This window comes from Streptomyces sp. NPDC048825 (genome assembly GCF_043198355.1).
GTDB lineage: Bacteria > Actinomycetota > Actinomycetes > Streptomycetales > Streptomycetaceae > Streptomyces > Streptomyces xiangluensis.
On record NZ_JBICUR010000036.1, the window covers coordinates 1 to 24825 of the forward strand.

General features: G+C 70.5%; 21 protein-coding genes. 7 read left to right on the plus strand and 14 right to left on the minus strand.

Annotation, left to right across the window (positions count from 1 at the left end):
- The first annotated feature begins 583 nt into the window (after positions 1-583).
- Positions 584-1582 (plus strand): tryptophan--tRNA ligase, encoded by a 999-nt coding sequence (gene trpS, locus ACGFNK_RS44970; protein ID WP_393426983.1) that lies wholly within the window; start codon positions 584-586, stop codon positions 1580-1582.
- 118 nt (positions 1583-1700) lie between these two features.
- Here trpS and proC read toward each other — a convergent pair whose 3' ends face one another.
- The 5 genes from proC to ACGFNK_RS44995 form a co-directional block, all read right to left on the minus strand.
- On the minus strand, positions 1701-2513 hold the full coding sequence (proC, locus tag ACGFNK_RS44975; protein WP_386347648.1) for a pyrroline-5-carboxylate reductase: 813 nt from the start codon (positions 2511-2513) through the stop codon (positions 1701-1703).
- Positions 2514-2632: 119 nt separating this feature from the next.
- Positions 2633-3424, minus strand: a complete 792-nt coding sequence (locus tag ACGFNK_RS44980; protein WP_393426987.1) for an ABC transporter permease — start codon at positions 3422-3424, stop codon at positions 2633-2635.
- Complete coding sequence (locus tag ACGFNK_RS44985; RefSeq protein WP_393426990.1) at positions 3421-4254, minus strand: ABC transporter ATP-binding protein; 834 nt, start codon at positions 4252-4254, stop codon at positions 3421-3423. Before ACGFNK_RS44985 ends, ACGFNK_RS44980 begins: the two co-directional genes overlap by 4 nt.
- 252 nt (positions 4255-4506) lie before the next feature.
- Positions 4507-5316, minus strand: a complete 810-nt coding sequence (locus tag ACGFNK_RS44990; RefSeq protein WP_393426993.1) for a class I SAM-dependent methyltransferase — start codon at positions 5314-5316, stop codon at positions 4507-4509.
- A 116-nt stretch (positions 5317-5432) separates the two neighbouring features.
- Positions 5433-5924 carry an EamA/RhaT family transporter gene (locus ACGFNK_RS44995; RefSeq protein ID WP_393426996.1) on the minus strand — a complete coding sequence of 164 codons (492 nt, stop codon included), beginning with the start codon at positions 5922-5924 and terminating at the stop codon, positions 5433-5435.
- Positions 5925-6050: 126 nt separating this feature from the next.
- Here ACGFNK_RS44995 and ACGFNK_RS45000 point away from each other — a divergent pair, with 126 nt between their 5' ends.
- On the plus strand, positions 6051-8279 hold the full coding sequence (locus ACGFNK_RS45000) for a PQQ-binding-like beta-propeller repeat protein (protein ID WP_393426999.1): 2229 nt from the start codon (positions 6051-6053) through the stop codon (positions 8277-8279).
- 39 nt (positions 8280-8318) lie between these two features.
- On the opposite strand, the gene ACGFNK_RS45005 is transcribed toward ACGFNK_RS45000, so the two are convergent.
- The 5 genes from ACGFNK_RS45005 to ACGFNK_RS45025 all read right to left on the minus strand — a co-directional run bounded on the left by ACGFNK_RS45005 (position 8319) and on the right by ACGFNK_RS45025 (position 13537).
- Positions 8319-8633: an SH3 domain-containing protein gene (locus ACGFNK_RS45005; protein ID WP_386347630.1), complete on the minus strand. Its 315-nt coding sequence runs from the start codon at positions 8631-8633 to the stop codon at positions 8319-8321.
- Between the two features lie 232 nt (positions 8634-8865).
- A complete protein-coding gene (gene ilvD / locus ACGFNK_RS45010; RefSeq protein ID WP_393427003.1) occupies positions 8866-10719 on the minus strand; it encodes a dihydroxy-acid dehydratase in 1854 nt (617 codons plus the stop codon).
- 166 nt (positions 10720-10885) lie between these two features.
- The gene (locus ACGFNK_RS45015) at positions 10886-11500 is read right to left on the minus strand and encodes a TetR family transcriptional regulator (RefSeq protein ID WP_393427006.1); all 615 of its coding nucleotides are present in this window, start codon (positions 11498-11500) and stop codon (positions 10886-10888) included.
- The gene (locus ACGFNK_RS45020) at positions 11497-12321 is read right to left on the minus strand and encodes a sugar phosphate isomerase/epimerase family protein (RefSeq protein WP_393427009.1); all 825 of its coding nucleotides are present in this window, start codon (positions 12319-12321) and stop codon (positions 11497-11499) included. The genes ACGFNK_RS45015 and ACGFNK_RS45020 overlap by 4 nt, the downstream gene beginning before the upstream one ends.
- A gap of 283 nt (positions 12322-12604) precedes the next feature.
- Positions 12605-13537, minus strand: a complete 933-nt coding sequence (locus tag ACGFNK_RS45025) for a Ppx/GppA family phosphatase (protein ID WP_393427012.1) — start codon at positions 13535-13537, stop codon at positions 12605-12607.
- Positions 13538-13608: 71 nt separating this feature from the next.
- Here ACGFNK_RS45025 and ACGFNK_RS45030 point away from each other — a divergent pair, with 71 nt between their 5' ends.
- Positions 13609-14538, plus strand: a complete 930-nt coding sequence (locus ACGFNK_RS45030) for a hypothetical protein (RefSeq protein WP_393427015.1) — start codon at positions 13609-13611, stop codon at positions 14536-14538.
- 4 nt (positions 14539-14542) lie between these two features.
- Here the strand turns inward: ACGFNK_RS45030 and ACGFNK_RS45035 are convergent, their stop codons facing one another.
- A complete protein-coding gene (locus ACGFNK_RS45035; protein WP_393427018.1) occupies positions 14543-16312 on the minus strand; it encodes a hypothetical protein in 1770 nt (589 codons plus the stop codon).
- Between the two features lie 245 nt (positions 16313-16557).
- On the opposite strand from ACGFNK_RS45035, the gene radA reads away from it, so the two are divergent.
- Together radA and disA are read left to right on the plus strand one after the other, a co-directional pair.
- On the plus strand, positions 16558-17967 hold the full coding sequence (gene radA / locus ACGFNK_RS45040; protein ID WP_393427021.1) for a DNA repair protein RadA: 1410 nt from the start codon (positions 16558-16560) through the stop codon (positions 17965-17967).
- 82 nt (positions 17968-18049) lie between these two features.
- Positions 18050-19174 (plus strand): DNA integrity scanning diadenylate cyclase DisA, encoded by a 1125-nt coding sequence (gene disA, locus ACGFNK_RS45045; RefSeq protein WP_386347610.1) that lies wholly within the window; start codon positions 18050-18052, stop codon positions 19172-19174.
- Between the two features lie 54 nt (positions 19175-19228).
- On the opposite strand, the gene ACGFNK_RS45050 is transcribed toward disA, so the two are convergent.
- Positions 19229-20071, minus strand: a complete 843-nt coding sequence (locus ACGFNK_RS45050; RefSeq protein WP_393427024.1) for a hypothetical protein — start codon at positions 20069-20071, stop codon at positions 19229-19231.
- A 314-nt stretch (positions 20072-20385) separates the two neighbouring features.
- Between ACGFNK_RS45050 and ACGFNK_RS45055 the strand changes: the two genes are divergently transcribed.
- Positions 20386-20982: a phosphatase PAP2 family protein gene (locus tag ACGFNK_RS45055; RefSeq protein ID WP_393427027.1), complete on the plus strand. Its 597-nt coding sequence runs from the start codon at positions 20386-20388 to the stop codon at positions 20980-20982.
- 4 nt (positions 20983-20986) lie between these two features.
- Here the strand turns inward: ACGFNK_RS45055 and ACGFNK_RS45060 are convergent, their stop codons facing one another.
- The gene (locus ACGFNK_RS45060; RefSeq protein WP_393427080.1) at positions 20987-21646 is read right to left on the minus strand and encodes a response regulator; all 660 of its coding nucleotides are present in this window, start codon (positions 21644-21646) and stop codon (positions 20987-20989) included.
- Between the two features lie 5 nt (positions 21647-21651).
- A complete protein-coding gene (locus ACGFNK_RS45065; RefSeq protein WP_393427030.1) occupies positions 21652-23205 on the minus strand; it encodes a sensor histidine kinase in 1554 nt (517 codons plus the stop codon).
- Between the two features lie 679 nt (positions 23206-23884).
- Between ACGFNK_RS45065 and ACGFNK_RS45070 the strand changes: the two genes are divergently transcribed.
- Positions 23885-24790 (plus strand): A/G-specific adenine glycosylase, encoded by a 906-nt coding sequence (locus ACGFNK_RS45070; RefSeq protein ID WP_393427033.1) that lies wholly within the window; start codon positions 23885-23887, stop codon positions 24788-24790.
- Positions 24791-24825 lie beyond the last annotated feature (35 nt).

Genomic DNA, 24825 nt, shown 5'->3' on the forward strand with positions numbered 1-24825 from the left:
GGCACGCTGTTGAGTTCTCAAGGAACGGACGCTTCCTTTGTACTCACCCTCGCAGGCTTTCCTCCGGGCTTCCCTTCGGTCTTGCGTTTCCGACTCTACCAGACCCTTTCGGGCCCGATTCCCAGTCGAAAGTGGGCTGTCTTCACGGCCGTTCGGGCCGTTCCGACGAGTGAGACTTTAGCGGAATCTCCGGCCCCGAGCTAATCGGGGTCGCGCCCTTTCGAACGCGGATTCCTCATTTCGCAAAAGCGCATCAAAACGAGCCGACGACGGATCGTCGATCGTTAGGTGCTTACTGCGGAATGGCTGTCCGGGGACCGACCGGAGTCGGCGCTCACGTCGGACAACTCGGAGAACAGTACGGAGCGGGTTGGGGCGTGTCAACTTGACGCCGTAGAGCACTCAGGAGAGGTAGCCTCGGGCGTATGACGACGCATACGTGCACCCAGCTGTGGTGGGCCGCCTGAGGGCGGCCGTGCTCACGTATGTACTCAACGGCCGCCGCCTCGGCGGCCGTTCTCGTTTCTCCCTCCTGGAGAGCTCGGCCGACGGGCCGCGGCGGTCCTGATCAGGAGGTGGAGAGATGACGCGGGTCTTCAGTGGGGTCAAGCCGACGGGGCATCTGACGCTGGGGAACTACCTGGGAGCCGTACGGCGTTGGGCCGATGTCGATCAGAACAGCGCCGATGCGCTGTTCTGTGTCGTCGACTTGCACGCGCTGACCGTGGAGCACGATCCCGGGCGGGTGCGCAGGCTCAGTCGACAAGCGGCCACGCTGTTGCTGGCCTCGGGACTCGATCCCAAGCTGTGCACTGTCTTCGTACAAAGTCATGTGGATGAGCACGCGCGGCTGTCGTATGTGCTGGAGTGCGTCGCTTCGGACGGGGAGATGCGGCGGATGATCCAGTACAAGGAGAAGGCCGCGCGCGAGCGGACGCGGGGTGGGAGCGTACGGCTGTCGCTGCTGACGTATCCCGTGCTGATGGCGGCGGACATCCTTGCGTACGGGACGGATGAGGTGCCGGTCGGGGACGACCAGACGCAGCATGTGGAGCTGGCGCGGGATCTGGCGGTGCGGTTCAACCAGCGGTACGGGCATACGTTCGTGGTGCCTCGAGCCACGCATCCGGTGGTGGCGACGCGGGTGATGAACCTCCAGGATCCGACGTCGAAGATGGGGAAGTCCGAGGATGTCGGGCCGGGGATCGTCTATCTGCTCGATGAGCCGGATGTGATCCGGAAGAAGATCATGCGGGCGGTGACCGACAGCGGCCGGGACGTCGTGTACGACCGGGAGGGACGGCCGGGGGTCTCGAATCTGCTGGAGATCCTCGCGGCCTGTGAGAGTGGGAACCCCGAAGGCCTGGCCGGTGTATATGAGTCGTACGGATCTTTGAAGAAGGACACCGCCGAGGCTGTGGTCGAGCTCCTCAGGCCCGTACAGGAGAGGCACAGGGAGTTGTGCGCGGATCCTGCGTACGTGGAGGGGGTGTTGCGGGACGGTGCGGAGAAGGCCAGAGAGATGGCGAAGCCGAGAGTGGACGCGGCGTATCGGGCGATCGGATTGCTGCCGTCGGCGTGAGAGCTGAGTCCGTGGGCGTTGTATCCGTGACCGCTGGGGTCGGTGATCGCTGAGTCGCTGTGCCCTTGGCGCCGGGGGTCTGGACGGGCGGGGTCCAGGCCCGGCGCCGGGGGCGGCGTCAGGTGTTGTTGCCGGAGGCCAGTTCGCGGCCGCGGTCGCGGGCTGCCTCGAGTGCGGCGATGAGGGCGGCTCGTACGCCGTGGTTCTCCAGTTCGCGGATTGCGTTGATCGTGGTGCCCGCGGGGGATGTGACGTTCTCGCGGAGCTTGACGGGGTGTTCGCCGCTGTCGCGGAGCATCACGGCGGCACCGATCGCGGACTGGACGATGAGGTCGTGTGCCTTGTCGCGGGGCAGGCCGAGGAGGATGCCCGCGTCGGTCATGGCCTCAACCAGGTAGAAGAAGTACGCCGGCCCTGAGCCGGAGAGGGCAGTGCAGGCGTCCTGCTGGGACTCGGGGACGCGGAGCGTCTTGCCGACGGCGCCGAAGATCTCCTCGGCGTGGGCGAGGTGCTCAGCGGTGGCGTGGCTGCCGGCGGAGATGACGGACATTGCCTCGTCGACGAGGGCGGGGGTGTTCGTCATGACACGGACGACGGGGGTGCCCTGGGCGAGGCGCTCCTCGAAGAAGGAGGTGGGGATGCCCGCTGCACCGCTTATGACCAGGCGGTCGGCGGGGACGTGTGGGGCCAGTTCGACGAGGAGGGTGCCCATGTCCTGGGGCTTGACCGTGAGAATCAGGGTGTCGGCGGTCTTGGCTGCCTCGGGGTTGGACACCGGGGTGACGCCGTAGCGAGTGCGGAGCTCTTCGGCTCGCTCCGGGCGACGTGCGGTGACCAGGAGGTCGGCGGGGGACCAGCCGGCTCGGATCATTCCGCTGAGCAGGGCTTCGCCGATCTTGCCGGTGCCGAGCACTGCGACTTTCTGGATCATGTTCGGTTGCCCTCCGGGCGGGGGTGCGTCGTCCAGGACCCATCCTCGCACCGGGGTCGCGGGGGTGGGCCGCCGTGTCCGCTGGGCGGGATGGATGGCGAACCCCGGGCGCGGGGGCGCTAGGCCGTGCGGCGGCGGAGGGTTGCGGCGCCGAGGGTGAGTACCAGGAGGGCGCAGGCGGCGACGATCAGGACGTCGCGGATGAAGTCGGCGGTGACGTCGGTGTGCTTGAGGACTTCGTTCATGCCGTCGACGGCGTAGGACATGGGGAGGACGTTGGAGATGCCTTCGAGGACGGGGTGCATGTTGGGACGGGGAGTGAAGAGGCCGCAGAGGAGGAGCTGGGGGAAGATCACCGCCGGCATGAACTGCACGGCCTGGAACTCCGAGGAGGCGAAGGCCGAGACGAAGAGGCCGAGGGCCGTGCCCAGGAGAGCGTCGAGGAGAGCCACGAGCAGGAGGAGCCAGGCCGAGCCCGTGACGTCGAGACCCAGGGCCCAGACGGCGAGACCGGTGGCGAGGGCGGACTGGACGATGGCGAGGGCCCCGAAGGCGAGGGCGTAGCCAGCGATGAGGTCGGCCTTCCCGAGGGGCATGGCGAGGAGGCGTTCCAGGGTGCCGGAGGTGCGTTCGCGGAGGGTGGCGATGGAGGTCACCAGGAACATCGTGATCAGCGGGAAGATGCCGAGGAGGGAGGCGCCGATGTTGTCGAAGGTTCGCTGGCTGCCGTCGAAGACGTAGCGCAGCAGGAACAGCATCACGCACGGGATGAGGATCATCAGCGCGATGGTGCGCGGGTCGTGGCGGAGTTGGCGCAGGACCCGGGCCGCGGTGGCGGTGGTGCGGGAGACGCTCAGCGCGCTCGTCGGGGCGGACGCCATCGTCGTGGACGTACTCGTCGTCGTGCTCATCGCGTCGTCTCCTTCTTGCGGCCCGCCGCGACCGCCTCGTCAACCAGGCGCAGGAAGGCCGCCTCGACCGTCTCGGAGCCGGTGCGGTGGCGCAGGGCCTCCGGGGTGTCGTCGGCGAGGATCTCGCCCTCGCGCATGAGGAGGAGGCGGTGGCAGCGCTCGGCCTCGTCCATGACGTGGGAGGAGATCAGGAGGGTGGCGCCGCGTTCTGCGGCGATGGAGTGGAAGAGGTTCCACAGGTCACGGCGTAGTACGGGGTCCAGGCCGACCGTGGGCTCGTCGAGGACCAGGAGTTCGGGGGTGCCGAGGAGGGCCACGGCCAGGGAGACGCGGCTGCGCTGGCCGCCGGAGAGGTTGCCGGCCAGGGCGTCGGCGTGGCTGGTGAGGTCGACGTCGGTGATGGCGTGGGTGACGTTCTCGTGACGTCGCTCAGCGGAGCCACGGCCGGGGTCCAGGATCGCGGCGAAGTAGTCGAGGTTCTGGCGGATCGTCAGGTCGTCGTAGACGGAGGGGGCTTGGGTGACGTAGCCGATGCGGGTGCGGAGGGTGGGGTGGCCGGCGGGGCGGTCGAGGACGTCGAGGGTGCCGGTGACCTTGGCCTGGGTGCCGACGATCGCGCGCATCAGGGTCGACTTGCCGCACCCGGAAGGGCCGAGGAGACCGGTGACCTGGCCGCGCGGGACGGTGAAGTCGAGGCCGCGCAGGACCGTGCGGGGGCCTCGGACGACGGTGAGGCCCTCGGCGCGGACGGCGGGGGCGCCGACTGAGCCAGGTGCGCCGTCGGTTCGGGGTGCTCCCTCGCTGGGTTGCCCGGAAGCATAATTCATCATGCGATGAATAATGCTCGCGTGGGCAGGACGCGTCAAGGGGGAGGCGCACGGTGGCATGGGTGCACGGCGGGATGAGGGCGCGCGGGGGCGTGAGGCCTGCGTGGGCATGAGACGTGAGGCCTGCGTGGGCATGAAGGGAGGGGGAGCACGGGGTGGCCCGGCAGCTGCCGCTCACCGCCGGTCTCGATTCTCGGCGGGCCTTCGGTGCCGGGGTGCTGTGCAGGGGATTCCAGGCGGGGATGCCGGGTGGGGTCAGGAGGCGGCCGTGGGCTTGGTGGCCACCAGCAGGATTACGTCGTAGACCTCCTCGACGATGCCGTCCGGGAAGGCCTTGAGCAGGTGCTTGCGCTCCTCGGTGAGGAAGGCCGCGGTGCGTTCCTTGCCGTGGACGAGGAAGACCGAGTGACTGCCGATGTTCGCGAGGTGCGTGTCGACGGGGACGCGGCGGCTCCAGCGGACCGTGCGGCGGGTGAAGTCGAGGCGTCCGGTGGGGTCGGCGAGCGCGGCACTGACCTCGGGGCCGTTGCCGTTTCTGTCGACCTCGCGGGCGGTGCCGAGGTGGCGCTCGATGCGGTCGGCCTGCTCGCTGATCCACGGGAGTTTCAGGGCGCTGGTGTTCCACCACAGCGCGAGCGAGCCACCTGGGCGCAGGACGCGGAGCGCCTCCGGAACCGAGCGGGCCGGATCGGTCCAGTGCCAGGACTGGGCGTAGGTGAGGAAGTCGGTGGAGGCAGTGGCCAGGGGGAGGGAGTTGCCGTCGCCGCGCAGGAGGGGTACGTCGGGGAGGGTGCGGCGGAACTGGGCCGCCATGCCGTCGCCGGGCTCCACGGCGACGACGTCTGCGCCGCGGGCGTGGAGCAGTGCTGTCGCTATGCCCGTGCCGGCGCCGATGTCCGCGACGCGGGAGCCGGTGAGGGGGTGGCCGGCCAGGTCTTCGATCGCGTGGAAGAGGGCGGGCGGGTAGGAGGGGCGGTTGGCGGCGTACTGGGCCGCGGCGGCGTTGAAGGAGTGGGCTCGGCCGGCGTGGAGAGCGGAGGGCTGTGGCGGGGGCGTCGTGGACATATCGCCATGGTGGCCGGGGGCAGGTGGAGGTGACAGTGGGTTTTCAGTGAGAGATGACAGTGAGTTTTCGGTGAGGGATGGCGTGCGGTGGCTGGGCAGCGGTCCTGCACCGGTCGCTAGGAGCGGCGGCGTTTCTTCGATGGGTTGCCCGTGCGGCGGGTGGTGCGTTTCTCGTGTTGTGTGCGGGCCGTCTCGTATTCCTCGCGGTGGAGTTTTTCGCCGGGGGCCTCGATGAGGGAGCGGAAGAAGTAGGCGAGGAGGGAGCCGACGAAGCCGACGGCCAGCAGGCCGCGGAGGGAGGCCTGGCGGTCGGGGTCGGGGCGGCGGGTGAAGCCGTCCCAGGTGTGGCGGAAGGCCAGAGCGCTGCAGATCGTGAACATCACGAGCATGAGGAGCGTGACGAAGCCTCCGGTCTCGGCGATCCGCAGGCCCTCGTAGGTGAGGCGGAGGACGAGGCAGGCAGCGGCAGCCGCCACCAGCGAACCGGCGGCTGCGCCGATGCGGCGCGCGGCGTAGCCGTGGTCGTGGTTCAGCCAGGTCGTGCCGAAGAAGCGGATGGGTTCGGGCTGAGGGCCCGCGGGGACGCCGGGCCCGGTTTCGTCGCTCATGGGCCGATTATCGTCCCCGCAGCTGGATGTCGAGGCCGCCCCCCGACCCGGGCGATGGCCCTGCCGACCGATGGGGACGCTAGTTTGGGTGGGCACGATGTGACGTACGGGGAAGGTGAAGCGGCTGTGCATCTCCGCGCAGGAGATCCGGAGGAGATCGGCGGCTACCCGCTGGAGGCGCGCCTGGGCGCGGGCGGGATGGGCACGGTCTTCCTGTCGCGTACGGCATCGGGCCGGCCGATCGCGATCAAGCTGATCCATCAGCAGTTCGCGGGCGACGAGGAGTTCAGGACCCGCTTCCGGCAGGAGGTGTCAGCTGCCCGGCGGGTCAGCGGTGTCTTCACCGCCGCCGTGGTGGACGCGGATGTCGAGAGCCACCACCCGTGGATGGCCACGGCGTACATCTCGGGCCCCACACTGGCCCAACGCATCAGTGCGGACGGTCTGCTGGGCGGAGCCGAGCTGCGCATGCTCGCCATCGGGCTGACCGAGGCACTGCGCGACATCCACCGCGCCGGGGTGGTGCACCGCGACCTCAAGCCGTCCAACGTCGTGCTGTCGCCGGAGGGGCCACGCGTCATCGACTTCGGCATCTCGCGTGCCGCCGACCACCAGACGCTGACCATGACGGGCCGGGTCATCGGCACCCCCCCGTTCATGTCGCCCGAGCAGTTGCAGGCGCCGCGGGAGGTCGGCCCCGAGTCGGACGTGTTCTCGCTGGGCACGCTGCTGGTCTACGCGGCGACCGGGCAGGGACCCTTCGACGCCGACAGCCCGTACATGACGGCGTATCAGGTCGTGCACGAGGCGCCGGCGCTGGACCGGGTGCCCGACGCACTGCGCGCGCTCGTCGAGCCGTGTCTCGCCAAGGAGCCGAAGAACCGCCCCTCCGCCGACGAGTTCCTGAAGCAACTGCGCACCCTCCCGAAGGACTTGGGGCAGCCGGAGTCAGAGGGCCCCGCCGGGCTGGGCACGGATACGGACACCCGGCTGCTCTCCGCGCGTCCCAAGGAGCCCACGAAGGACCCCGCAGATCCCGCGGGCGCCCGCGATGGCGGTCCCCTCGTCGGCCGTACGCTGCGCCGCCGCTGGCGCACCGTCGTCGCGTGCGCCGCGGCGGTGGCCGCCATCGCGGGCGGGGCCGCTGTGCTGCAGTCCGGCACCGGGACGACGGCGGGGCAGGACACCGTCCCCGACGGCGACCGCCGGACCGTCAGCGCGTCCGACGCGCAGTTGCCCGACGGGTTCCGGCCGTGGCAGGTGACGGTGCGCGGCGGACGGAACATCCCCGACGAGATGCGCTGTGCGGCGCGGGGCGACTCCGTGTACTGCGGGGGTGGCGGGGTCATCGCCACGCGGATCAATGTCGCGGACGGCACCCGGGTGTGGAGCCGTACGAATCCCGGGGTGCCCGTGCACAACATGCACTTCGTCGGCGTTTCCGGGGACACCGTGCTCGGTTACCGCACCGGGGACGACGGCGGCGCGGAGGAGGTGGTCGCCCTGGCCGCCGCGGACGGCGAGGAGCTGTGGTCGGCGCCGCTGGGGAGCGACACGACCGCTCTCGTCGGGCAGCCCGCCGAGGCCGTGCTGCTGGGCTTCTCGGTGTACGCGGCCGACGCGTCCGAATCCCGGTTGGTGGCCCGCGAAGCCGCCACCGGAAAGACGGAGTGGAGGACGCCCTTCCCGGCCGGTTCCACGTGCGCGCCGCTGGTCGCGGGCGAGCGCGTCTACGCGGTGTGCGCCCAGCGGTCCGAGGTCGACTCGCTCGAGGTGACCAACAAGTCCTTCCATACGGTCGACGTCGCGACGGGACGGCTGGGGAAGGCCATGCGGGTCACGGGCGACGTGCTGCCGCTGGGCACGGCCGACGGCTCGCTCGTCCTGCTGGAGCAGCACCGCTCGGACTTCGAATTCGACGGTTTCTCGAAGGTGATACGCCTCGATCCGCGAAGCGGCCGGGTCACGTCCTCGGCGTTGCCGGAGCGGTACTCCGGCACGGTTCCGGGGCTGGCCGGCAGCAGGGTCTACTTCTCCGGGGACGCCGGTCTGATCACCGCGGTGGACCCGGCGACCGGCAAGAAGGTATGGGCCCGCCAGACGAGCGTGGAGGCCGCGTCCGGACCGGTGGGCTCGGGCGGAACCCTGTACTTCAGCTCGGCCAGCGGGCGCGTGGCCGCCCTCGATCCGGACGGCGGCCGCGTCCTGTGGACGTCGGACCCGCAGGCGGGCAGCGATCTCGGCGAACCCGTGACCACCGCGCGCGTGGGGTTCTCCGGGCGGGCGCTGATCGGGACCGCGAGCGGCAACACGGTGTTCGGCTTCGACGCGCAGGAGCCGCCGAGGATGGAGTGACACCCCCGGCGGCCCGATCGAACAGCCGAACGGCCGGTGTCAGCAGCGCGGCGCCACGTAGCCGTCGCTTCCGGTCCGGACGTAGGTGTCGCTGATGTAGCGGCCGCTGCCTATGCGGTCCCAGATGTTGGAGGTCCCCATCGGGCCCGTGATGGTCTGGCCCGGGGTCTGGCAGTAGATGGTGACCCTGGTTCCGGCGGACAGGCGCCCGACGATGGCGTACGAGGTGCTGGGACCGGAGCGCACGTTCACGTTGGCGACCACGGTGTAGGTGGCCGCGGCCGTTGCCGTGGCGGACAGCTCCTCGGTGCCCCTCTCCTCCTCGGTGCCTGTCTCGGCGAGGTTCTCACTCATTCTGTTCTCCCCCGTTTGCGGACGGTACGCGGAGACGTACTGTCACTTGGCATGCTCTGCACACATTAGACGCCCCCCACAGCGGCATAGTTGCGCTGCGAGGGGCGTCTCTTTACGTACGTCTTACGAGGGGCGTACGGGGACGTTCGTCGTAGGGGAGCTACCGGGGTGCAGGAGCTACAGGGCCACGAGAGCTACTAGTGGTACCAGCGGTACGCGTGACGCCGAGGCGTCAGCCCAACTTCGAAACGTCCCGCACCGCGCCCTTGTCCGCGCTCGTCGCCATCGCGGCGTACGCGCGGAGGGCGGCCGAGACCTTGCGGTCGCGGGCGGCGGGGGCGTAGACACCGTTCAGGGCGGCGCGGCGGGTTGCCAACTCCTCCTCCGGGACGAGGAGTTCGATCGTGCGGTTCGGGATGTCGATGCGAATGCGGTCGCCGTCCTGGACCAGGGCGATCGTGCCGCCGGACGCCGCCTCCGGGGAGGCGTGGCCGATCGACAGGCCCGAGGTGCCGCCGGAGAAGCGGCCGTCCGTCACCAGGGCGCAGGCCTTGCCGAGGCCGCGGCCCTTGAGGAAGGAGGTGGGGTAGAGCATCTCCTGCATGCCGGGCCCGCCCTTGGGGCCCTCGTAGCGGATGACCACCACGTCCCCTTCGCGCACCTGCTTGGCGAGGATCTTCTCGACGGCCTCCTCCTGCGACTCGCAGACCACCGCCGGGCCCTCGAAGGTCCAGATCGACTCGTCGACGCCGGCCGTCTTCACGACACAGCCGTCCACGGCGAGGTTGCCCTTGAGGACGGCCAGGCCGCCGTCCTTCGAGTACGCGTGGGCGACATCGCGGATGCAGCCGTTCGCCGCGTCCGTGTCGAGTTCCTCCCAGCGCTCCGACTGGGAGAAGGCCTCGGCGGAACGCTTGCAGCCGGGGGCCGCGTGCCACAGCTCCATGGCTTCCTCGGACGCCGATCCGCTGCGGATGTCCCACGCGTCCAGCCACTCCTTGATGGAGGGGCTGTGGACGGTGTGGACGTCCTCGTTCAGCAGGCCGCCGCGGTAGAGCTCGCCGAGGATCGCGGGGATGCCGCCGGCGCGGTGCACGTCCTCCATGTAGTACGTCCGTGTCGCCGCGACGTTGGGCGCGACCTTCGCGAGGCACGGGACACGGCGGGAGACGGCGTCGATGTCGTTCAGGTCGTAGCCGGCCTCGGCCTCCTGGGCGGCGGCCAGCAGGTGCAGGATCGTGTTGGTGGAGCCGCCCATGGCGATGTCGAGTGCCATGGCGTTCTCGAAGGCCGCGTGGGTGGCGATGTTGCGCGGGAGAACGGAGGCGTCGTCCTCGTCGTAGTAGCGCTTGGTCAGCTCGACGACGGTGGCGCCGGCCCGCTCGTACAGCTCCTTGCGGGCCGTGTGTGTGGCCAGGACCGAGCCGTTGCCGGGGAGGGACAAGCCGATGGCCTCGGTCAGGCAGTTCATGGAGTTGGCGGTGAACATGCCGGAGCAGGAACCGCAGGTGGGACAGGCGTTCTCCTCGATACGGAGGATGTCCTCGTCCGAGACCTTGTCGTTGACCGCGTCGGAGATCGCGTCGATGAGGTCGAGCGTACGGACCGTGCCGTCGACCAGCGTCGCGCGGCCGGACTCCATGGGGCCGCCGGAGACGAAGACCGTCGGGATGTTCAGGCGCAGCGCCGCCATGAGCATGCCCGGGGTGATCTTGTCGCAGTTGGAGATGCAGATCAGGGCGTCGGCGCAGTGGGCTTCCACCATGTACTCGACGCTGTCCGCGATCAGGTCGCGGGAGGGCAGGGAGTACAGCATGCCGCCGTGGCCCATCGCGATGCCGTCGTCGACGGCGATCGTGTTGAACTCGCGCGGGATGCCTCCGGCCGCCGTGACCGCCTCGCTGACGATCCGGCCGACCGGCGCCAGGTGGGTGTGGCCGGGCACGAACTCGGTGAAGGAGTTGGCGACTGCGATGATCGGCTTCCGGCCGATGTCCGCGCCTGGTACACCGGAGGCGCGCATCAGGGCGCGGGCGCCCGCCATGTTGCGGCCGTGGGTGACTGTGCGGGACCTCAGATCGGGCATCGTCGCTCGCTCCTTAGGAGAGTTCTGACAGGTTTCGAGCCTACGCCGGTGCTCCAGGTTCCCGACGGCTCGTCCGGAATACGGGATGTGTGTCTTGGTTGGCGGCCGGGGCGAGCAGAGGTTCGTGTTCCGGTCGGCGGCCGTGCCGGAGGCCTCGTCAGGGCCTTCAGGGCCCCGTCAGATGGCCCTGGACGACCGGAGCGAGCCGCGCGATGACCAGCTCCGGGTCCGCCGACGCCAGCGGCTCGATCTTGATCACGTACCGCATCATCGCGACTCCCACGAGCTGGGCGGCCGCGAGTTCGGTACGCAGTTCCGCGTCCGGGGCGTCGAGCCGGCCGGCGATGCGGCGCATCAGCTGCGCGGCGACCAGGCGGCGGAAGACGGCGGCCGCGGTCTCGTTGTTCACCGCCGACCGGACGATCGCGAGGAGCGGCATCCGGGTCACGGGGTTCTCCCAGAGGCCGAAGATGAGGCGGGTCATGCGCTCGCCGACCTCGTCGAGGGGGCCTTCGAGGACCACGTCGCGCATCTTGAGGGCGGGCGAGAAGGCGACCTCGACGGCCGCCTCGAAGACCTGCTCCTTGGTGCCGAAGTAGTGGTGCACGAGTGCCGAGTCCACGCCGGCCGCCTTGGCGATGCCGCGTACGGACGTCTTGTCGTAGCCGCGCTGGGAGAACTCCTCGCGGGCCGCCGCCAGGATGCGGTCACGTGTCGCGGGCGCGTCCGCCGACTGCGTACGGGAAGGGCGTCCGCGGCGTCGGGGGGCCGTGTCGGTCATGAGCCGGCGACCCGCAGCGCCGAGGCGAGGTGGAGCCGGCTGAAGGCCAGGGCCTCGGCGAGGTCGGCCTCGCGTTCGGCGCTGGACATGGCCCGGCGGGTGTTGACCTCGATGACGACATGGCCGTCGAAGCCGCTCAGCGCGAGCCGCTCCAGAAGCTCGGCGCAGGGCTGGTTGCCGCGCCCCGGGACGAGGTGCTCGTCCTTCGCCGAGCCCCGGCCGTCGGCGAGGTGGACGTGGCCGAGGCGGTCGCCCATGCGGTCGAGCAACTGCATGGCGTCGGCGCGGGCCGTGGAGGCATGGCTCAGGTCGATCGTGAAGTGGCGGTAGTCGTCCTTCGTCACGTCCCAGTCGGGGGCGTACGCGAGCATCTCGCGGTCGCGGTAGCGCCAGGGGTACATGTTTTCGACGGCGAACCGTACGTCCGTCTCGTTGGCCATCCGCCAGATCCCGGTGACGAAGTCGCGGGCGTACTGGCGCTGCCAGCGGAACGGCGGATGTACGACGACCGTGGAGGCGCCGAGCTTCTCGGCCGCGGACCTGGCGCGCTGGAGCTTGACCCAGGGATCGGTGGACCAGACGCGCTGGGTGATGAGCAGGCAGGGGGCGTGAACGGCCAGGATCGGGATCTGGTGATAGTCGCTGAGCCTGCGCAGTGCCTCGATGTCCTGGCTGACCGGGTCGGTCCACACCATGACCTCGACCCCGTCGTACCCGAGGCGCGCGGCGATCTCGAAGGCCGTCGCCGTCGACTCCGGGTAGACAGAGGCCGTCGACAGCGCGACCTTCGCATCCGGGATGCGGACCACTGGTTCTGCCACGAAGGACAGAGTACGGGTTGCCTCCGGCGGTTGTGCGGGGGCGGCTCGCCTTGGCCGAAGGGTGACGCCGGTTGTCGTACGGTTCGCCCAATCGACGTTGTGGTTTTCGCCACGGGCGAGTGCGGGTTCGTCGTGGCTTGTCGCTCCCCCACTCTCGGCTTCTCCCCCACGCTCGGCTGCGCTCGAGCGGGGGGACCCCCATGAGCCGGGGGAGCCCTATGAGCGGGGGACCTCCATCACGGCGGAGCCGCACATTGGCGCAGCCCCGCGCCTCTTCGGGCGCTTACGTGGTCGGCATCTGATCCAGGTGCCGGAGGATCACTCCCTCCCTCAGCGCCCAGGGGCAGATCTCCAGGGTCTCCACGCCGAACAGGTCCATCGCGCCCTCTGCCACCAACGCGCCTGCCAGGAGTTGGCCTGCTCTGCCCTCGGAGACCCCGGGGAGTTCTGCTCGTTGGTCTGTGGTCATGGTGGCCAGCTGGGGGACCCAGTCCTCCAGGGATCTGCGTTTCAGTTCGCGTTGTACGTAGAGGCCTTCTGCCGAGCGGGCGGCTCCTGCTATGCGGGCCAGCTGGCGGAATGTCTTGGAGGTGGCGACCACGTGGTCGGGGGAGCCGAAGCGGCTGAACTCTCCGACCGTGCGGGCGATCTGGGCGCGTACATGCCTACGCAGCGCCTTGACGTCCGCGGGGTCCGGTGGGTCGCCGGGCAGCCAGGCGGCCGTCAGGCGGCCCGCGCCGAGTGGCAGCGACACCGCCGCGTCGGGTTCCTCGTCTATGCCGTACGCGATCTCCAGGGAGCCGCCACCGATGTCGATGACCAGCAGCTTTCCGGCCGACCAGCCGAACCAGCGGCGGGCGGCGAGGAAGGTGAGCCGGGCCTCCTCCTCGCCGGTGAGGACCTGGAGTTCGACGCCTGTCTCGGTGCGCACCCGCTCCAGTACGTCGTCGGCGTTGGTCGCCTCGCGCACGGCGGAGGTGGCGAACGTCAGCAGGTCCTCGACGCCCTTGTCCTCGGCCGCGTCGAGTGCCTCCCGGACGACCGAGATCAGTTTGTCGACGCCCTCGGGGCCGATCGACCCGCTCTCGTCGTGCAGTTGGGCGAGCCGTAGTTCCGCCTTGTGCGAATGGGCGGGCAACGGGCGCGCGCCAGGGTGTGCATCCACCACCAGGAGGTGCACCGTGTTCGAACCCACGTCGAGGACACCGAGTCTCATGGGCGGAACGCTACTGCGAGCTGGCCCCCTGCTGGTCCCCGGAGCGGTTCCCGGCGACTTACCCTGGACGCGTGCCAAAGACGAAAAAGGCGAAGACCGACAAATCGGCAGGCTCAGACACATCGGCCAAGGGTTCTTCGCAGGCGAAGGCGCCCGGCAAGAGCAAGAAATCCCCGAAGAAGTCCCACAAGCAGTCCCCGCAGCACTCATCCAAGAACTTTCCGAAGAAGGCCGCTGTCCCGGCGTCCGAGCAGGACGAGAAGGGGCTCGACTTCGCGCGTTCGTGGGTGGAGTTCCCGGATCCGGCCGACGACGAGCAGGTCTTCCGCTGCGATCTGACCTGGCTGACCTCTCGCTGGAACTGCATCTTCGGCAGCGGCTGCCAGGGCATCCAGGCGGGTCGCGCGGATGACGGCTGCTGCACGCTCGGCGCCCATTTCTCGGACGAGGACGACGAGAAGCGCGTCGCCGGGCATGTGGCGAGACTCACGCCGGAGATCTGGCAGAACCACGACGTCGGCACGGAGACCGGCTGGGTCTCGACGGACGACGAGGGTTCCCGGCAGACCCGCCCCTACCAGGGCTCGTGCATCTTCCAGAACCGCCCCGGCTTCGAGGGCGGCGCGGGCTGCTCGCTGCACATCCTGGCGCTGAAGGAGGGCCGCGAGCCCCTGGAGACCAAGCCGGACGTCTGCTGGCAGCTGCCCGTGCGACGGACGTACGACTGGATCGACCGGCCCGACGACACCCGCGTACTCCAGATCTCGATCGGCGAGTACGACCGCCGCGGCTGGGGTCCGGGCGGCCACGACCTGCACTGGTGGTGCACGTCGGCGACGTCCGCGCACGGCTCGGGCGAACCGGTGTACGTCACGTACCGGCCCGAGCTCATCGAGATGATGGGCAAGGCCGCGTACGACCGGCTGGTGGAGCTGTGCGAGGAACGGCTGGCGTCCCGGCTGCCGCTGGTGGCGGCTCATCCTGCCGATCCGGTGGATTGAGTCGTCAGCTTCCCTGGGGGCTCGGGGTGCTGCCGTCACTCGCCGGCGAGGGTGGGCCTGTGGGTTCCGTAGGGGTCGGTGTCGGGTCCGGCTCGGACGGGGCCGGGCTGGTGGGCGTGGGCTCGGGGGCCGAAGGGGTCGGGTCGCTGGGTGCGGGGCCGGGAGCCGGCGGTGTGGGAGCGCTCGGCGTCGGGTCCGGGGCAGGGCCTGGGCCTGGGCCCGGGCCCGGGCCCGGGCCCGGGTGTGATGGGCCCGCCGTCCCGTAGCCGTCGATCGAGACCATCGCGCCCGCGGGTGCGATCGACACCCGCGCGCTCCAGGGGCCGTTCGGCTCGCGGAGATGGTCGACATACACCTTGATCGTCAACGACTCGCCGGGCCGCAGCGTTCCCGACGACTGGCTCAGGTAGAGCCAGGAAGCGCCGGTGCGCGCGGACCAGTGGACCGGTGAACCACCCGATGCCCTGAGCGTGATCAGCGTGGTGTCGCCGCTGGAATCGGCCTCTACGGAGAGACCCTTCTTCTGGTGGCCGGAGGCCACGCCGGTGACCTGGACGGCGACTTCGGACGAACGGTTTCCCTCGCCGAATCCCTTGCCCATTCCCTCGCTGAGCTGCGGCTCCGGCCTCGGGTCGGCGCTGCCCGCGTTCTCGTAGTCGTCCGCGTACTCGCCGCCGAGTGCGTCGGGGCCGTGCGCCTCGTTCGCGGTGATCGGACGGCCGGGCGTGCCCTCGCCGATGAGGGGGGCGCCGCGGTAGGCCGCCCACAGGGCGAGTACGGGAGCCGCCACCACGGTGACGACGACCGTCGTGGTGACGGCACGCGCGCGGAGGCGGTGACGGCGGGCAGCGTGGTGCTTGGGGTCCATCGGGAAGCCGCGCCGGTCGAAGCGCAGAGTGCCGCCCCGCGCGCGTGGGGCATGCGCCATCGCCATGTGGAGGGCCGCGCGCGGGGCTTCGAGTACGGGGAGTGCGGCGGGCGTGACGCTGGTGCCGGGCCAGGAGCCGGGGATCGCGCGCTCGGCGGTACGGCGGCAGCGCGGGCAGTCGTCGACGTGCCGGACCAGTTCGCGGCGCAGGGGCGTGCTGAGGACCAGCCGGTCCCCGGTGAGCCGGGCGACGCCCGGGCAGGCGCCGGTCTCGACGACGGCGAGGGCCGCGCGGGTGCGCTCCACCTCGCAGGCGGCGGCACCGAGAAGTTCGCGGGCGGCGTGCAGCTCCATGCCGAGGACGGCGGCGACTTCGCGGACGGCGAGCTGGTGCCGAACGGCGAGTTCGAGCGCTTCGCGCTGCTCGGGCGTGGTCCCGGCGGCCTCCGGCCAGGCGAGCAAAGCGAGTTCACGACGGCGACGGTCTTCTTCGGCTTCCGACGCGCGTGTGCCGTGACGCCTCTGCCCGACGGGCTTGGCGCCCTTGGCCTGTTTGGCCTGTTTGGCCTGCCGATTGCCCTGCCGATCCGCGTCCGTGGTCTCGGCGAGCTTGCGCAGGCACGCCCAGCGGGCGAGGGCGTACAGCCAGGCCCTGTGCTCGTCAGCGGCCTGCACACCGCGCGGGCCGCGGCGCTCGGCGAGCGCGAGGGCGTCCCCGAGGGCGGCGACCGCCGCGTCGTGGTCGCAGAGCACGGACAGGCAGTACGTGAACAGGCCGTCCAGATACGGCTCGTAGCGCGTGGGCGGGCACTGCGCCGACGTACGGACCGCCGCCCGGTCGGGTGCGGCACGGTACGCCAGGGGTGCGCCGGTGGTGTGCGTGGTGGTTTCCGGACTGCGGCTCATCACCCGAGGGACCGTAGGCGCCGGGCGGCGGCCGCTTCTCCCTGCATGAGCGCTTTTAATCCATACGGGTGAAACGATCCTCCATAAGGGGACAGGAACGCATAATTCCGCGGCGCGTTCCGGATAGGTTGCGGCCGTTTTGCGAAGGGTGCCCCGATCTCGGCAGCGGGGCCGGAAGCACGTGGTCGCGGCCGGGTTCGTGGGCGGGGACGGCGTTGTCAGTGGCGGCGGTTACGGTTTCGTCCATGGCTGCCCGTACGAAGACCGCGAAGGACCGGCCGTCCTACCGCTGCACCGAATGCGGCTGGCAGACGGCCAAGTGGCTCGGCCGCTGCCCCGAGTGCCAGGCCTGGGGGACGGTCGAGGAGTACGGCGCGCCCGCGGTCCGTACGACGGCCCCCGGCCGGGTCACGACGTCTGCGGTGCCCATCGGCCAGGTCGACGGCCGCACGGCGACCGCCCGCCCCACCGGCGTACCCGAGCTGGACCGGGTGCTGGGCGGCGGCCTGGTGCCGGGCGCGGTCGTGCTCGTCGCGGGCGAGCCGGGCGTCGGCAAGTCCACGCTGCTGCTGGACGTGGCGGCCAAGTCGGCAAGTGACGAACATCGCACGCTCTACATCACCGGCGAGGAGTCCGCGAGCCAGGTCCGCCTCCGCGCCGACCGCATCAAGGCGATCGACGACCACCTGTATCTCGCCGCGGAGACCGATCTGGCCGCCGTGCTCGGTCACTTGGACGCGGTGAAGCCGTCCCTGCTGATCCTCGACTCGGTGCAGACCGTGGCCTCTCCGGAGATCGACGGCGCCCCCGGAGGCATGGCCCAGGTCCGTGAGGTGGCCGGAGCCCTGATCCGCGCCTCCAAGGAGCGCGGCATGTCCACACTCCTTGTGGGCCATGTCACCAAGGACGGCGCCATCGCGGGCCCCCGCCTCCTGGAACACCTCGTGGACGTCGTCCTGAGCTTCGAGGGCGACCGGCACGCACGCCTGAGGCTCGTACGAGGCGTCAAGAACCGGTACGGCACGACGGACGAGGTCGGCTGCTTCGAACTGCACGACGAGGGCATCACCGGACTCGCCGACCCCAGCGGCCTGTTCCTCACCCGCCGCGCCGAGCCCGTTCCCGGCACCTGCCTGACCGTCACCCTCGAAGGCCGCCGCCCGCTCGTCGCCGAGGTCCAGGCGCTCACGGTCGACTCGCAGATCCCCTCCCCCAGGCGTACGACCTCGGGCCTGGAGACCTCCCGTGTCTCGATGATGCTCGCCGTCCTGGAGCAGCGCGGCCGGATCAGCGCCCTCGGGAAGCGGGACATCTACTCGGCGACGGTCGGCGGCGTGAAGCTTTCCGAGCCGGCCGCGGACCTGGCGATCGCCCTCGCCCTGGCCTCCGCCGCGAGCGACACCCCGCTCCCCAAGAATCTCGTGGCGATCGGCGAAGTGGGCCTCGCAGGCGAGGTCAGACGGGTCACGGGCGTCCAGCGCAGACTCGCCGAAGCCCATCGTCTGGGCTTCACGCACGCGCTCGTACCGGGCGATCCCGGCAAGATCCCTCCCGGTATGAAGGTCCTGGAAGTGGCCGACATGGGAGACGCGCTGCAGGTGCTCCCGAGGTCGCGTCGTCGAGAGGCCCCACGGGACGAGGAGGAGCGCCGGTAGACTTTGCCCAGGTCTCGCCCGTCCGTACGAAAGAAGTATGCGAAACGGGAGCGCCCCCAGATCCTGCGACCGGAGGAGTGCAGTGGCAGCCAATGACCGGGCGGCAGCTCCCGGAAAGTCCGGTGGGAGCTCCGGTGCCGATGGGCTGATGCGCGCCTCACTGAGCGCCGTGGCACCTGGCACGGGTCTCCGCGACGGCCTGGAGCGGATTCTCCGCGGCAACACCGGCGGGCTCATCGTGCTCGGCTGGGACAAGACGGTCGAGTCGATGTGCACGGGCGGCTTCGTCCTGGACGTCGAGTTCACGGCGACCCGGCTGCGCGAGCTGTGCAAGCTCGACGGCGGCATCATCGTCGACAAGGACATCACCAAGATCCTTCGGGCGGGCGTACAGCTGGTACCCGACCCCACCATCCCCACCGAGGAGACGGGCACCCGGCACCGCACGGCCGACCGGGTCTCCAAGCAGGTCGGCTTCCCCGTCGTCTCCGTCTCCCAGTCCATGCGCCTGATCGCGCTGTACGTGGACGGACAGCGCCGCGTCCTGGAGGACTCGGCGGCCATCCTCTCCCGCGCCAACCAGGCCCTGGCAACGCTGGAGCGCTACAAGCTCCGCCTCGACGAGGTCGCCGGCACACTGTCCGCCCTCGAAATCGAGGACCTGGTCACCGTCCGGGACGTCTCGGCCGTGGCCCAGCGTCTGGAGATGGTGCGCCGGATCGCCACGGAGATCGCCGAGTACGTGGTGGAGCTGGGCACGGACGGCCGCCTTCTCGCCCTCCAGCTCGACGAGTTGATCGCGGGCGTCGAGCCCGAGCGCGAACTCGTCGTACGGGACTACGTACCGGAGCCGACCGCCAAGCGCTCCCGCACGGTCGACGAGGCCCTCGCCGAACTCGACGCGCTCACCCACGCCGAGCTGCTCGAACTGCCCACGGTGGCAAGGGCATTGGGCTACACCGGCGCCCCCGAGACCCTCGACTCCGCGGTGTCACCGCGCGGCTTCCGACTCCTCGCCAAGGTGCCGCGCCTGCCCGGCGCGATCATCGACCGCCTGGTCGAGCACTTCGGCGGCCTGCAGAAGCTGCTCGCCGCGAGCGTGGATGACCTCCAGACGGTGGACGGCGTCGGAGAGGCGCGGGCGCGGAGCGTTCGGGAGGGGCTGTCGCGGTTGGCGGAGTCGTCGATCCTGGAACGTTACGTCTGAGGAACCTGGAGTTTCGTACGTCCCTGACGGCGCCCCGCAGGAACGTACGAACCCTCAGTCCTTCGCCAGGACGAACGACGTGCGGGCCGTGGTCAGGCCCGGAGCCGTTGCCTCCACCAAGTACGTGCCGGCGCTCGCCGTATCCGCCAGAGGCGTGGCGCACTGGGGGGCACTCGCCTCGCGGTCCCACTCAAGGGTGCGGGTGACGCTTTCCTTCGCCGGAATGCGGTACAGGACGCTGCCGGCGCCAGTCGGGCAGTCTGCCGAGGACCACATCTCGTCGTCGCCGCCTGCCTGAGTGATCGTCAGCACCGCTTCCTTCGGGCCGAGATCGAGCTTGCAGTCGGTGGCGGAGGAGTTCGCGACGATCAGCTCCAGCTCGGGCTGCTCATCGGGCGAGTACGTGTTCTGGATGCTGCGCAGCGTCAACTTGACTGCTCCAGGGGTGCAGTTGGGGAGGCCGGACCCAGCGGGAACCGTATCCCCGGAGACGCCGCCACTCCCCACGCCGGCCGAGCCGCCACCGGCACCGCCCGCACCACCGGAGGAACCCTCCGCCCCACCGGAGCCCGCGGAGCCACCGCCGGAGTCGCCGGACCCGTCGCTTCCTCCGCTCTCCCCACTGCCGCCGCTGCCCCCACTCTCTTCGCCCGACTCGTCGCGTCCGCCCGGGGCTTCGCTGATCGCGGGCCCTGAACTGGTGGGGCCGGGCGTGATGGAGGGCGCGGGGTTCTTGCCGTTGGACCCGTCCGCGCCGTTGTTGCCGCCCCCGCCGCCAGAGGTGACGATCCAGGTGATCAGCAACGCCAACAGCGCGACCAAGGACACCAGAACGGCCCTCCGACGCCAGTAGATGGAGGAGGGAAGCGGCCCGACAGGATTGCGCAGAGATCCCACGGCGCAAACCTTACGAGAGATCGGCGGGTTCACTGTCCCCACCCGCCGCCGTGAGCCCCAACTTTTCCGGATCATCATCCCGGAACCAGTGCCTCCGGCGGTTGGGCGGGGGGCGCCTACAGGGTGGGTGGGTTCGGTTCGCTGGCGACTGCGGGTTCGTTGTGGCTTGTCGCGCCCCGCGGCGGAGCCGCATATGTCACAGCCCCGCGACCCTAAAAGCAAAGCCTGCGCCTCCGCCCCTGTCTTTCGTCAGGTCCTGGTTCGGACGATCGCAGGGTGTGAAGACCGATGGCGCCCGAATACCGTCCGTGACCATGGACTCCGACCTTTACCGAGAGATCATCGACGGCGCCCATGACACCCCGGCGTGGGTACAGCACTTGGCCGAGATATGGACGGAGGCCGGGCTGTTGCTCTACGGCGTCCTCTTTGTCGTCGCCTGGTGGCGTCGGCGGCGGGGCGAACCGGGGGTGTTCGCCGTCGCGGTGCTTGCGCCTCTGGCCACGGCTGTGGCGTATGTGTGCAGCGAGCTGCTCAAGTCCGCTGTTGACGAGGAACGCCCGTGCCGCGCCGTGGCCGATGTGACGGCCCCACTAGTCGACTGCCCACCACACGGCGACTGGTCCTTTCCCAGCAATCACGCCACGATCGCGGGCGCCGCAACGGTAGCGCTGGCGCTGACCTGGCGCGGCATCTTATGGCTGACGGCACCGATGGCCCTGCTCATGGCCTTCTCGCGGGTGTTTGTCGGTGTGCACTACCCGCACGACACGGTGGCGGGCCTGGCCCTCGGCGCACTCGTCGCCTTCACCTTCGTACGCTTGACGACACGTCCGGCGGCACGGGTGGCGGAGGCGATGCGGGGGAGGGCCGGCGACGCCGTACCCACCGCCGCTGACCCGCCGTCATGACCGCTCACTCCACCAAGCCCGCCTCGTACGCCACGATCGCCGCCTGGACGCGGTTTCTGACCTCCAACCGGTCGAGAATCGCGCTCACGTACGCCTTCACCGTGCCCTCCACGAGGTGCAGGCGGGTGGCGATCTCGGGGTTCGAGAGGCCGGCTCCGAGCAGCCCGAGGACTTCACGTTCGCGCGGGGTGAGTGGCACGACACGCTCACGCGCGGCGGACTCGCGACTCAGCCTCCGCCCGGCGCCCAAACCGTCGATCACATGCCGGGCCACCTTCGGCGAGAGGAATGCGGCACCGTCAGCGACCGCCCGCACCCCCGCGACGAGTTCGTGCGGATCACCGGACTTCAACAGGAACCCCGTGGCACCGCCGCCCAGCGCCCGGGCCACATACGCGTCCTCCGAGAAAGTCGTCAGGATCGCAACCGCCGTTCCGGGCACGGTCCGTACGATCTCCTCGGCGGCCGCTAGCCCGTCCAGGCGTGGCATCCGGATGTCGAGCAGCGCCACGTCGGGCCGGTGAGCCTGTGTCAGCGCGACGGCCTCGCGTCCGTCGGCGGCCTCCGCGACGACCTCGATGCCACCCCCGCCCCCGGCGTCGAGGATCGCCCTCACGCCGGCGCGGACCATCGCCTCGTCGTCGGCCAGGAGTACGCGGATCACCGCACTCATCCGTCTTTCTCCTCATCAGGCCCCTGTCCGGCCGTACCGCCTTTGGGGACCACGTCCTTGGCGACCAATCGGCCCCTGTCGTCGAAGCACAGCCTGAAGTGCTCGACGGAGACGAAGAGTTGGCCGCTCGCGCGGTAGTAGCGGCAGTCGGTCCCCTTCGGCACGGCGGGGGCACGTTCCACCGGTGGGTCGCTCACCGTGCGGTCGGGAAGTACTCGTTCGGCCTCGTCGAGCGGAGTTCCGAGGCGCAGTTCGGCGTAGTCGCCGGGCTTCAGGACCGAGTGCGTCTTCGTGTACGCGTACCAGACGACAGCTCCCCCGAGGAAAACGGCTCCGACGGCGACGGCACCCGCGAAGGACAAGACCACGCGGCGACGTGCATGCACGGAGGGGGTGGTGTCGGGCGGGCTTGGCGGGAGGTGCTCGGCCGCCCTCTCACCCGAAGCGACGCGAGCGACCGATGCGGCAGGTACGCACGCCATGACCCGGAAGCCCTCCCCGGACGGCCCCGCCTCGAACCGACCGCCGACACCCTCGACCGCCGTCCGCAGCCCCAGCAACCCCGTACCCCCGGACGACGACGAACCCGCCTCCGTGGAGGCCTCGTTGACCACGCTCACCTCCGTGCCTTCGGCCTCTCGCCGCACCGCGACGGTGACTGCCGCGCCGGGTGCGTGCCGGGCGGCGTTGGTCAGGGACTCGCGTACGACCCGGTGGACGATCCGCTCGACGAGCGAGTACGTACCGGCCGTTCCCGTCGCCTCCCAGCGCACCGGGAGGCCCGACTCCGCCGCGCGGGCCACCAGTTCCTCGACGGTCTCGCCGGCCGGGGTCAGCGGGGCCGGCCCGTCGTCCTCCTCCCGCAGGAGGCCGATGATGAGGTGGAGCCGTTCCGTGGCGTCGGAGGCTGCCTGGCGGAGGTCGGCAGCGGACGTGCGGTGGTGCTCCGCGAGGTCGGGGGCGAGTTGGAGGGCGCCGGCGCGCAGGGCGATCAGGCTCAGTTCGTGGCCGAGGGAGTCGTGCATGTCCTGGGCGATACGGGCCCGTTCGCTCAGTCGCGCCCGGTCCTCAGCGATCCGTTGCTCCCACTCCAGCTGTTCGCGGCTCTGGCGCCAGTAGCGGCCGCCGAGCCAGGGGAACACGACGCCGAAGTGCAACGTGCCGATGAGTACGAGCCACTGGGCGGACGGGTCTACTCCGCGTACCGCGATCTGGAGCGTGCCGATGACGCCGACCGCGCCGAATGCGGTCAGAGCCGGGCGGGTTTGTGCCTGCAGTCCGAGGAGGAGGGCGAAGGCGGCGAGGGCCGGGCCGTACGAGAGGGTGAGTAGGGCGGGTTCCGAGGCCAGGCTGAGGACTGCGGTTGCCGCGAAGGCCGTGAGCGGGCTTTTGCGCCGTGCTGCTACGGCTGCGGCCAGGGTTGCGATGCCTGCGAGTTGCTCCGCCGTGGTGCGCGGTTCGTTCAGGCCGATGCGGTCGACTGTGACCACCGGCAGCGCCAGGGCCGCCCACAGCAGGGCGTCTGCGGCCCTCCTCCGACGACGTTCCATTTCCCCGACGCTACAAGCGGGCGTATGGCTGGCGCCCCTGTCGATCGTCAGGGTTCCTGCCGCGGGGGCTGGGGTGCGGGCAGTTTTCTTCCCCCAACCCCGCCCCTTCCCGAAACAGGGGGCTGCGCCCCCAGGCCCCGCATCGGCCTGGCGGCCTCGTCCTCAAGCGCCGGACGGGCTGGTTGTGTTTGGGCGGCTGGTGGGGCGCCTATTGGGGTGGGGTGTTGGGATCGTGTGCGGGTGCAGGTTCCTTGTGGCTTGTCGCGCAGTTCCCCGCGCCCCTGAAAAAGCAAAAGCCTGCGACTCCCCGCGCCCCGAGCAAGCCCGCGCCCGAAAAAATCCGGCCCCTGAAAGGCCCGCACCCCCCTCGTGCCCGCAGCCTCCCACCGGCGGGAGGGGACGTGGGCCGGTGCGTCGTATGCCCGTCGCGTAGGTTCTGTCTCAGGCCACCTGCGCCCTGTGTCAGACGAAGGGCCGTATGCCCACCCTGCGACGGGCTGACGCACCGGCCCACGGCCCCGACCCACCCACGCACCCAGGGGCGCGGGGCTGTGACATCAGCCGCTCCGCCGCGGGGCGCGACCAGCCACAACGCACCCGCACCTTCAAAACCGAACCCAACCCGCCACGACCCCATTCCGCCCAACCGCCGGAGGCACGTGGCAGGATCGGTGCCGTCATGACTGCGCCCACAAAGCCCACCCCCAGCACCCCCGAAACCCTCCACACCCCCGTACTCCACTGGTTCGAAGAAAACGCCCGCGACCTCCCCTGGCGCCGCCCCGAAGCCGGCCCCTGGGGCGTCATGGTCAGCGAGTTCATGCTTCAGCAGACGCCGGTGAAGCGCGTGCTGCCGGTGTACGAGCAGTGGCTCAGCCGCTGGCCGCGGCCCGCCGACCTCGCCGAGGAGTCTCCGGGCGAGGCCGTCCGCGCCTGGGGACGCCTCGGTTACCCACGGCGCGCGCTACGGCTGCACGGAGCCGCCGCAGCCATAACGGAGCGCCACGGCGGGGACGTGCCCACGGATCACGCGAAGCTGCTCGCGCTGCCCGGCATCGGCGAGTACACGGCTGCCGCCGTGGCTTCGTTCGCGTACGGGCAGCGCCACCCCGTCCTCGACACGAACGTGCGCCGCGTGTTCGCCCGCGCCGTGACCGGCGTGCAGTACCCCCCGAACGCCACCACCGCCGCCGAACGCAAGCTCGCCCGCGCCCTGTTGCCCGAGGACGAGCACACGGCCTCGCGCTGGGCCGCCGCCTCCATGGAACTCGGCGCGCTGATCTGCACGGCGAAGAACGAGAGCTGCCTACGGTGCCCGATCGCCGCCCAGTGCGCCTGGCGCCTGGCCGGCAAGCCCGCGCACGAGGGCCCGCCGCGTCGCGGCCAGACGTACGCGGGAACGGACCGCCAGGTGCGCGGCCGGCTCCTCGCGGTCCTGCGCGAGGCGGTCGGACCGGTCCCGCAGCCGGCGCTCGACCGTGTCTGGGACGAGCCGGTGCAGCGCGCCCGCGCCCTGGACGGCCTGGTCGCGGACGGCCTGGTCGAACCCCTGCCGGGCGGCCTGTACCGACTCCCCCTCACCTGACGCGTATCGCCGCTCCCCCTCAGCCAACCCACAGG